The following is a 9,056-nucleotide window of genomic DNA, read 5'->3' as shown; positions in this document are numbered from 1 at the left end:
AACGCCAGAAGAAAGATTTTATCCGCCTGGGCGTGCTCGGCGAATGGGACAACCCCTACCTGACGATGGCGCACGGCAATGAAGCCGACGAACTGCGCGCGCTGGGCAAGCTGCTGGAAAAAGGCTACGTCTACCGCGGCCTGAAACCGGTCAACTGGTGCTTCGACTGCCAGTCGGCGCTGGCCGAGGCGGAAGTGGAATACGCGGAAAAACGCGATCCAGCGATCGACGTCGGCTTCAAATTCGCCGAGCCGGAAAAACTGGCGGCCGCTTTCGGCCTGCCAGCGCTGCCGACCAATGACGGCTACATCGTCATCTGGACCACCACGCCGTGGACCATCCCGTCGAACCAGGCGCTGAACGTCAATCCGGAAGTCAAGTACGCGCTGGTGCAGGTCGAGCGCGACGGCCAGCCGCAGCTGCTGATCCTGGCGCAGGACCTGGTCGTCTCCAGCCTGGCCCGTTTCAAGCTGGAAGGCACGACGATCGCCACCGCAGACGGCGCGGCCCTGGCCGGCATCAGCTTCCGCCATCCGCTGCATGCCAGCGACGCATTCTATGACCGCCTGTCGCCGCTGTACCTGGCCGACTACGTGACCACCGAAAGCGGCACCGGCGTGGTGCACTCGGCGCCCGCCTACGGCCTGGACGACTTTATCTCGTGCAAGGCGCACGGCATGAAGGACGACGACATCATCAAGCCGGTGATGGGCGACGGCAAGTTCGCTTCGACCCTGCCGCTGTTCGGCGGCATGACCATCTGGGAAGCGTCGAAACCGATCTGCAACGCGCTGCGCGAAGCCGGCGCGCTGTTCGAAGTCAAGATGTTCGACCACAGCTACATGCACTGCTGGCGCCATAAAACGCCGATCATCTACCGCGCCACCTCGCAGTGGTTTGCCGGCATGGATGTGACGCCGAAGGACGGCGGCGCCACCCTGCGCGAAACGGCATTGAAAGGCATCGCCGGCACCGAGTTCTTCCCGGACTGGGGCCAGGCGCGCCTGCACGGCATGATCGCCAACCGTCCCGACTGGACCCTGTCGCGCCAGCGCCAGTGGGGCGTGCCGATGGCCTTTATCGTGCACAAGGAAACCGGCGACCTGCATCCGCGCACGCCGGAACTGCTGGAGCAAGTGGCGAAACTGATCGAAAAAGACGGCATCGAAGCCTGGCAGGCGCTGGACCTGGCCGACCTGATCGGCGACGAAGCGGCCATCTATGCCAAGAACAAGGACACGCTGGACGTCTGGTTCGACTCCGGCGCCACCCACCAGACGGTGCTGGGCGGCCCGCAAGCGCATGGCTCGCACTCGACGCAATTGCAGTTCCCGGCCGACCTGTACCTGGAAGGCTCGGACCAGCATCGCGGCTGGTTCCACTCGTCGCTGCTGGTGTCGTCGATGCTGAACGGCCGTCCACCTTACAAGGCCTTGCTGACGCACGGCTTTACGGTCGATGGCGAAGGCAAGAAAATGTCCAAGTCGCTGGGCAATACGCTGGCGCCGCAAAAGATCTCGGACAGCCTGGGCGCCGACATCCTGCGCCTGTGGATCGCCTCGACCGATTACACGGGCGAGCTGTCGATCTCCGACGAGATCCTGAAACGCGTGACCGAATCGTACCGCCGCATCCGCAATACCTTGCGCTTCCTGCTGGCGAACACCTCGGACTTCAACCCGGCCGTTGATGCGGTGCCGGTGGCCGAGCTGTTCGAAATCGACCGCTATGCGATCGCCAACATGGCCTCCTTGCAGCAGCAGATCGAGAACAACTATGCGCGCTACGAGTTCCATCCGGTGGTGTCCAAGCTGCAGACCTACTGCTCGGAAGACCTGGGCGGCTTCTACCTGGATATCCTGAAGGATCGCCTGTACACCACCGGCTTGAGCTCGCACGCGCGCCGCTCGGCGCAGACGGCGCTGTGGCATATCACGCAAAGCCTGCTGCGCCTGATGGCCCCGGCCCTGTCATTTACGGCCGAAGAAGCGTGGGCCGTGTTCGCGGGACCCGAAGCGTATGCCGCCAGCGATGAAACCATCTTCACGCAAACCTGGTGGCAGCTGCCGGAGGTGCCAGACGCCGCCACCCTGCTGGAAAAATACACGGCCCTGCGCGCCGTGCGCACGGACGTGACGAAACAGCTGGAAGACCTGCGTACTTCGGGTGCCATCGGCTCGTCGTTACAGGCCGAGCTGACCATCAAGGCCGCGCCGATGAAGTACAAGCTCTTGAGCACCCTGGGCGATGACCTGAAATTCGTCTTCATCACCTCGCAGGCCACCGTGGCCGAAGTGGCTGACGAAGCCGGCGAAGAGGTGGTCGTCACGGCGTCAAGCGCGCCGAAATGCGAGCGCTGCTGGCACTACCGCGCCGACGTGGGCACGGATGCCGAGCATCCGACGCTGTGCGGACGTTGCGTCAGCAACTTGTTCGGTGCAGGCGAAAAGCGCCGTTTCGCCTAAACTGTCACAGCGAAACGCAGCGGAACGCCGCGCGCATTCCGCTCCCGACCGCCGCCGCCTGGCTTGCATGCCAGGCAGCGGCGGCTTTACCTCTTCCTGAAAAAATATGGCCACTAAAAACCGCGTTGTGTCGAAACCGAAATCGTCGTCGTCATCGTCCCTGGTTCCCTGGCTGGGCATCGCCGCCATCGTCATCCTGTTTGACCAGATCAGCAAGATCACCGTGCTGCGCACGTTCCAATATGCCGAGGAAAAGGTCATTACCTCGTTTTTCAACCTGGTGCTCGCGTTTAACAAGGGCGCCGCGTTCAGCTTCCTGTCCGACCAGGGCGGCTGGCAGCGCTATTTTTTTACGGCGATCGCGCTGGGCGCGGCCGGCTTTATCCTTTACCTCTTGAAAAAGCACGCCGGCCAGCGCATGTTCTGCTGGGCCCTGGCGCTGATCCTCGGCGGCGCGCTCGGCAATGCCATCGACCGGCTGGTGTACGGCCACGTGGTCGACTTCCTCGACTTCCACTGGAAAAGCTGGGGCCACTTCCCCGCCTTTAATATCGCCGACACCGCCATCTGCATCGGCGCGGCCCTGTTCATCATCGATGAACTGCGCCGGGTCAATAAATAATACGGAGGTTGGTCATGGAATTGTCGGGCAAAAAAATCGTCCTGGGCCTGTCGGGCGGCGTCGCCTGCTACAAGGCGGCGGAACTGTGCCGCGGGCTGACCCGCGCCGGCGCCTCGGTGCAGGTGGTGATGACCGATGCGGCCAGCCATTTCATCACGGCCGTGACGATGCAGGCGCTGTCCGGCCACCCCGTCCACAGCAGCCAGTGGGATGCGCGCATCGCCAACAATATGGCGCATATCGACCTGACGCGCGGCGCCGATGCGATCCTGATCGCGCCCTGCTCGGCCGACTTCCTGCGCAAACTCGCGCACGGCGTGTGCGACGATTTGCTGTCTACCCTGTGCCTGGCGCGCCCGGCGCATCTGCCGCTGCTGGTGGCGCCGGCCATGAACGTGGAGATGTGGCAGAACCCGGCCACGCAGCGCAATGTGCAGCAGCTGCGCGAAGACGGCATTGTGTTCTTTGGTCCAGCCGCCGGCGAACAGGCCTGCGGCGAGGTGGGACTGGGCCGCATGCTGGAACCCGAGCAGCTGCTGGCGGAACTGGTCGCCGCCTTCCAGCCCAAGGTCCTGGCGGGCAGGCGCGTGCTGGTCACGGCCGGTCCCACCTTTGAAGCGATCGACCCGGTGCGCGGCATTACCAATCTGTCTTCCGGCAAGATGGGCTATGCGGTGGCGCGTGCCGCACGCGAAGCGGGCGCCGAAGTGCTGCTGATCTCCGGCCCGACCGCGCTCGATGCGCCGTTCGGCGTGCGCCGCATCGACGTGCAAAGCGCGCAGCAGATGCATGACGCGGTGCTCCATCACCTCGACGGCCAGCATGTGTTTATCGCCGTGGCAGCGGTGGCCGACTGGCGCGTGGTCAATGCCAGCGACCAGAAAATGAAAAAGCAGGCCGACGGCTCGGTGCCGGAACTGCAGTTCGCGCAGAATCCCGACATTCTCGCCACCGTGGCGGCCCGCACCAACCTGGCCGGCTTCCCCTATTGCGTGGGCTTTGCCGCCGAATCGGAAAACCTGGTGGAATTCGGCTCGTCGAAACGCGAAAAGAAGGGTATTCCCCTGCTGGTCGGCAATATCGGCCACAACACGTTCGGCCAGGACGACAACACCATCATCCTGTTCGACGAAGACGGCCACACCGTGCTGCCGCGCGCCTCCAAGCTGGAACTGGCGCGCCAGCTGATTTCCGAAATTTCCAAGCGCATCGCCAGGATTTCGCTGCTCAAGTAACCCTTACCAAAGTTTTAGCTTCAATGAAAAATATCGACATCAAGATCCTCGACGCCCGCATGAAAGACCAGCTGCCGGCCTACGCCACTCCGGGCAGCGCCGGCTTGGACCTGCGCGCCTGCATCGACGCGCCCATCACCATCGAACCTGGCCAGACCGTGCTGATCCCGACCGGCCTGGCAATTTACCTGGCCGACCCGGGCTATGCGGCGATGATCCTGCCGCGCAGCGGCATGGGCCACAAGAACGGCATCGTGCTGGGGAATCTGGTAGGCTTGATCGACTCCGATTACCAGGGCCAGCTGATGGTCTCGACCTGGAACCGGGGACAACACGCATTCACGCTCAACCCCATGGAACGGCTGGCACAACTGATTATCGTGCCGGTGCTGCAAGTGGGCTTTAACGTTGTCGAGGAATTCGGCGACAGCGAACGCGGTGCTGGCGGTTTCGGCAGCACCGGCAAACATTAAGGATCATTATTTATGCCAGGTCTCCGCCAAATCGCCCCAGCCCAAAACCCGCTGCGCCATCTGGCTTTGCCACTTGCAGTGGCTTGCGTTGCCATGCTTGCCGGCTGTACCACGCCCGGCAGCACGGTCAGCGGCCCGTTCAACGTGGTGCCCGCGCCCGACAATGCGCCTGCCTACACGGCGCAGCAAAAGGCGGCGCAGGACAACCTGGTAAAGATGGTGGCCTTGCAGGACCGCCTGTCGAAAGTGTCGGCGCCCCTGCTGATCAACAACGCCGACCTGTGCAAGACCTACGCGCGCAACCTGCTGGGCTTTACGGCCCAGAACAAGTATTCCTACCCCGGCGTGTATGCCGATGCGGCGCAGGCAGCGCTGGGCTACGGCGAACAGATGCAGGTGTCCGGCGTGCTGCCGGGCAGTGGCGCCGCGCGCGCCGGCCTGCGCAAGGGCGACGGCCTGCTGGCCGCCGAAGGCAAGCCGCTGCCGGCCGGCCCGAATGCGGAAGGTCCGTTTGGCGCCATCGTCGGCCCGCTGGCGTCGAAAAGCGCCAGCATCAGCATGACGATCGCGCGCGAAGGCCAGCCGCAAGACCTGAAAATTCCCGTCACGCGCGCCTGCGCCTTCCGCGTCGCGCTGGGCAATGCGGACAATATCAATGCCTATTCGGATGGCGCGCGCATCATGGTCACGCGCGGCATGGTGAATGCGGCGCAAAACGATGAAGGCATCGCCTTCGTGATCGCGCGCGAAATGGCGCACAACATCCTCGACCACGCGCGCGCGCAGCGCAGCAGCGGCACGGCGGGCAGCATCATCGACAGCCTGGGCGCGGTGCAGCCGGACGTGTCGATGCTGACAGGCGCCGCCGGCATTCGCGCCATGCCGCAGGACCTGGACGCGCAGGCTGACACGCTGGCGATCTACCTGCTGGCGCGCGCCGGCTACGATATCGGCAACGCCGCCAGCTTCTGGCAGCGCCTGTCCGCACAAGTGCCAGCCAGCACCGCCAACGGCTACACGGCGCTGCACCCTGGCACCAACGCGCGCATCGCCGCCATCAACCGGGCAGTGATCGATGTACGTGCCAAGCAATCGGCCAAGAAGCCGATTCGTCCCTGAGGTAAATCAGGAGCCCGGGAATGGGGGGAAGACGCCTCCCATGACCCAGGTAATAATGCCGATCAAGATCACTGCCAGGAATACGCCAACCAGCAGTTTGCTGACGGTAGGCATGCCTTCATCTTGCGATTGGTGTTCTTTGATTATCATGGGAACTCTCCGCAGGCTGTGGGATAGCGAGTGACCAGTATAGCCACAATTTTCGATTGCACGCCGCACGCATGCGGCATTTTTATCATCCTACTGACGGCACACCATGGACAGCATCGACCTCGAAGTACTGAAAACCTGCGCCGCCTGGATCGCCGCCGGCCGCCGCTGCGAACTGGTCACCGTCATCAAGACCTGGGGTTCCAGCCCCCGTCCGGTGGGCGCCACGCTGGCCATCTGCGACGATGGCACGGTGGTGGGATCGGTGTCGGGCGGCTGCATCGAAGATGACCTGATCGAACATGTGCGCACGCACGGCATCCTGCGCGCGCTGCCGGAAGTTGTCAGCTACGGCATCAGCGCCGACGAGGCGCACCGCTTCGGCCTGCCCTGCGGCGGCACCATCGAACTGGCGATCGAGCCGCTGCATGCCGGCAGCGGCGTGGCCGAACTGCTGGCCCGCCTGGAGCGCCATGAACTGATCGAACGGCGCCTCGATCTGAAGAACGGCGCCGTCAGCCTGCATGCGGCCGCGCCGGGCGCGGTGCTGGTGCTGGACGACGATCTGCTGACCACCCAGCACGGGCCGCGCTGGCGCCTGCTGATCATCGGCGCGAGCCAGCTGTCGCGCTTCGTGGCGCAGATCGCCACGGCCATGGATTACCACGTGATCGTGTGCGACCCGCGCGAAGACTACCGCGGCGGCTGGAACGTGCCGGGCGTGCCGCTGTCGCAGGCGATGCCGGACGACCTGGTGCTGGAACTGCAGCTGGACAGCCGCAGCGCCGTGCTGGCCCTGACGCACGACCCCAAGCTGGACGACCTGGCGCTGATGGAAGCCCTGAAGTCGCCGGCGTTCTATGTCGGCGCCATCGGCTCGCGCGCCAATAACGCCAAACGGCGCGAGCGGCTGTTGCAGTTCGACGTCACGACAGAACAGCTGGCGCGCCTGCACGGTCCGGTCGGCCTGTATATCGGCAGCAAGACTCCGGCCGAAATCGCCATTTCCATCCTGGCCGAACTGACGGCCGTGAAAAACGGCGTGCCGGACCGCCTGCAGATCCAGCACGCGGCCGCCCTGGCGGCATGAACGCGCTGCACTGGACCCTGCCGCTGCCGCCCGGCTACCGGCGCGGCGACGTGCTGGCCTTCCATGGCCGCGATGCCGAAGGGGTGGCCGAGCAGGTCACGCCCGATGGCCTGCGCAAAGGCATCCTGCATGACGGCGTGCCGGTGCTGCTGACAGTGGCGTTCACCGAGCTGCAGGCGACCTGCCGCGCCGAGATCGACGGTCATGTCACCGACGGCATGACCGAGGCGCTGCACGGCGTGCTGCTCAATATCCTCGGCATGCGCATCGCGCCTGAACCGTTTGCACAGCTGGTCGCCGCCGATCCGCTGATGGGCCCCCTGGCGCGCGCCAACGGCAGCTTGCGCATCGTGCAGTCGGCCACGCCGTTCGAGGCGCTGACCTGGGCGATTATCGGCCAGCAGATCAATCTGTCGTTTGCCATTGCGCTGCGCCGCACTTTTATCCTGCAGGCAGGGCGCCAGCACAGCAGCGGCCTGTGGTGCTACCCGGAGCCGCGCGACGTGGCGCGCCTGGAACTGGAAGCGCTGACAGGCCGCAAGTTCTCGCGCGCCAAGGCCGAGACGCTGTTGCGCCTGGCCAGGCTGATACACGACGGTGAACTGTCGCTGGAGCTGCCCGCATCGGGCGACGTGACAGTTGTATCGCAGGCGCTGCTGGCCGTGAAAGGCATCGGCCCCTGGACCGTCAACTATGCGCTGCTGCGCGGCTACGGCTACGCCGACTGTTCCTTGCATGGCGACGTGGCGATCCGCGCCGCGCTGCAAAAGCTGCTCAAGGAAGACAGCAAGCCGGACATGGCGCGCACGGAACAGTGGCTGCGCCAGTACGCGCCGCATCGCACCATGGCCGCTGCCCATTTGTGGGCCAGCCTGCAGGCGCCCGCCAGCGATGGATAGACTGGACGCAATGGCCGTGTTCCTGGCGGTGGTGGACGCCGGCAGCCTGTCGGCCGCCGCGCGCCAGCTGGGCATGCCGCTGGCCACCGTCAGCCGCAAGGTGGCGGCGCTGGAAGCGCACCTCAACACGCGCCTGCTGCACCGCACGACGCGCCAGCTGGCATTGACCGAAACCGGCAGCGCCTATGTGGCCGCCTGCCGGCGCATCCTCGGCGAGATCGGCGAAGCGGAACGCACGGCCAGCGGCGAATACGCCATGCCGAAAGGTGAACTGACGGTCACCGCGCCGATGATGTTCGGGCGCCTGCATATCGTGCCGGTGGTGGCCGAGTTCCTGGCCCGCTATCCGGAGATCGAAATCAACCTGGTGCTGACCGACCGCGTCATGCACCTGATGGACGAACATGTCGACCTGGCGGTGCGCATCGGTGAACTGCCCGACAGCAGCCTGATGGCGACGAATGTGGGCAAGGTGCGGCGCGTGGTCTGCGCCAGCCCCGGCTACCTGGCCAGGCATGGCGCGCCAGCCACGCCGGCCGACCTGGCCGCGCATGACTGCATCAGCTTCGAGGTGATGGAGTCGCGCCGCGCCTGGGTATTCGGCACGGCCAGGCCGGCGCAGGCCGTGCCCGTGCACTCCAGGCTGGCCGTCAATACGGTCGATGCGGCGATCGCCGCTGCCAGCCTGGGCGTGGGCCTGGTCAGGGTGATGTCCTACCAGGTGATGGACGCCTTGCGCGACGACACGCTGCGCATCGTGCTCGAACCGTTCGAGGCCAGCCCCCTGCCCGTCAGCCTGCTCCACAAGGGCCAGGCGCCGCTGCCGCTGAAATTGCGCGCGTTTCTCGATTTCGCCGCGCCACGGCTGCGCGGGCGGCAGTTCAGCATCGACTGAATCTCGGCCAGGCGCGCGACCAGGCCGCTGGGGGGTGCCCTGCAGCACTTGGTTGCCGGTGCTACCATCTCGTCCTGATGAGCTAATCCCCATGACGGATGGCCGCCA

Annotated in this window: 9 protein-coding genes; 8 read left to right on the top strand and 1 reads right to left on the bottom strand. The window is 65.1% G+C overall.

Annotation, left to right across the window (positions count from 1 at the left end):
* From ileS to RTQ46_RS24475, 5 genes are all read left to right on the top strand, one after another.
* Nucleotides 1-2,465, top strand: a 2,465-nt coding sequence (ileS, locus tag RTQ46_RS24495) for an isoleucine--tRNA ligase (protein ID WP_312440202.1), incomplete at its 5' end; no start/stop codon positions are given.
* A gap of 106 nt (nt 2,466-2,571) precedes the next feature.
* A complete protein-coding gene (lspA, locus tag RTQ46_RS24490) occupies nt 2,572-3,087 on the top strand; it encodes a signal peptidase II (protein ID WP_312440201.1) in 516 nt (171 codons plus the stop codon).
* A gap of 14 nt (nt 3,088-3,101) precedes the next feature.
* Entirely contained in the window at nt 3,102-4,322 is a 1,221-nt protein-coding gene (gene coaBC / locus RTQ46_RS24485; RefSeq protein ID WP_312440200.1) for a bifunctional phosphopantothenoylcysteine decarboxylase/phosphopantothenate--cysteine ligase CoaBC, read from the top strand.
* A 23-nt stretch (nt 4,323-4,345) separates the two neighbouring features.
* Nucleotides 4,346-4,795 carry a dUTP diphosphatase gene (gene dut, locus RTQ46_RS24480; protein ID WP_312440199.1) on the top strand — a complete coding sequence of 150 codons (450 nt, stop codon included), beginning with the start codon at nt 4,346-4,348 and terminating at the stop codon, nt 4,793-4,795.
* 93 nt (nt 4,796-4,888) lie between these two features.
* Entirely contained in the window at nt 4,889-5,914 is a 1,026-nt protein-coding gene (locus RTQ46_RS24475) for a M48 family metallopeptidase (protein WP_312440198.1), read from the top strand.
* Between the two features lie 6 nt (nt 5,915-5,920).
* Here the strand turns inward: RTQ46_RS24475 and RTQ46_RS24470 are convergent, their stop codons facing one another.
* Nucleotides 5,921-6,064: a hypothetical protein gene (locus tag RTQ46_RS24470; RefSeq protein WP_312440197.1), complete on the bottom strand. Its 144-nt coding sequence runs from the start codon at nt 6,062-6,064 to the stop codon at nt 5,921-5,923.
* Nucleotides 6,065-6,170: 106 nt separating this feature from the next.
* Between RTQ46_RS24470 and RTQ46_RS24465 the strand changes: the two genes are divergently transcribed.
* From RTQ46_RS24465 to RTQ46_RS24455, 3 genes are read left to right on the top strand one after another with little or no spacing between them, the layout of a single operon-like run.
* Entirely contained in the window at nt 6,171-7,154 is a 984-nt protein-coding gene (locus tag RTQ46_RS24465) for an XdhC family protein (protein WP_312440196.1), read from the top strand.
* Entirely contained in the window at nt 7,151-8,053 is a 903-nt protein-coding gene (locus RTQ46_RS24460; RefSeq protein WP_312440195.1) for a DNA-3-methyladenine glycosylase 2, read from the top strand. The genes RTQ46_RS24465 and RTQ46_RS24460 overlap by 4 nt, the downstream gene beginning before the upstream one ends.
* On the top strand, nt 8,046-8,948 hold the full coding sequence (locus tag RTQ46_RS24455; RefSeq protein ID WP_312440194.1) for a LysR family transcriptional regulator: 903 nt from the start codon (nt 8,046-8,048) through the stop codon (nt 8,946-8,948). The genes RTQ46_RS24460 and RTQ46_RS24455 overlap by 8 nt, the downstream gene beginning before the upstream one ends.
* The last annotated feature ends 108 nt before the right edge of the window (nt 8,949-9,056 follow it).

The organism is Janthinobacterium sp., assembly GCF_031995485.1.
GTDB lineage: Bacteria > Pseudomonadota > Gammaproteobacteria > Burkholderiales > Burkholderiaceae_D > Janthinobacterium.
This window is presented reverse-complemented; position numbering and strand designations above follow the sequence as displayed.

What these genes read in the sequence shown, in the direction of transcription:
- lspA (WP_312440201.1), top strand. Translation starts at nt 2,572, where the DNA reads ATGGCCACTAAAAACCGCGTTGTGTCGAAACCGAAATCGTCGTCGTCA.
- coaBC (WP_312440200.1), top strand. Translation starts at nt 3,102, where the DNA reads ATGGAATTGTCGGGCAAAAAAATCGTCCTGGGCCTGTCGGGCGGCGTC.
- dut (WP_312440199.1), top strand. Translation starts at nt 4,346, where the DNA reads ATGAAAAATATCGACATCAAGATCCTCGACGCCCGCATGAAAGACCAG.
- RTQ46_RS24475 (WP_312440198.1), top strand. Translation starts at nt 4,889, where the DNA reads ATGCTTGCCGGCTGTACCACGCCCGGCAGCACGGTCAGCGGCCCGTTC.
- RTQ46_RS24470 (WP_312440197.1), bottom strand. Translation starts at nt 6,064, where the DNA reads ATGATAATCAAAGAACACCAATCGCAAGATGAAGGCATGCCTACCGTC.
- RTQ46_RS24465 (WP_312440196.1), top strand. Translation starts at nt 6,171, where the DNA reads ATGGACAGCATCGACCTCGAAGTACTGAAAACCTGCGCCGCCTGGATC.
- RTQ46_RS24460 (WP_312440195.1), top strand. Translation starts at nt 7,151, where the DNA reads ATGAACGCGCTGCACTGGACCCTGCCGCTGCCGCCCGGCTACCGGCGC.
- RTQ46_RS24455 (WP_312440194.1), top strand. Translation starts at nt 8,046, where the DNA reads ATGGATAGACTGGACGCAATGGCCGTGTTCCTGGCGGTGGTGGACGCC.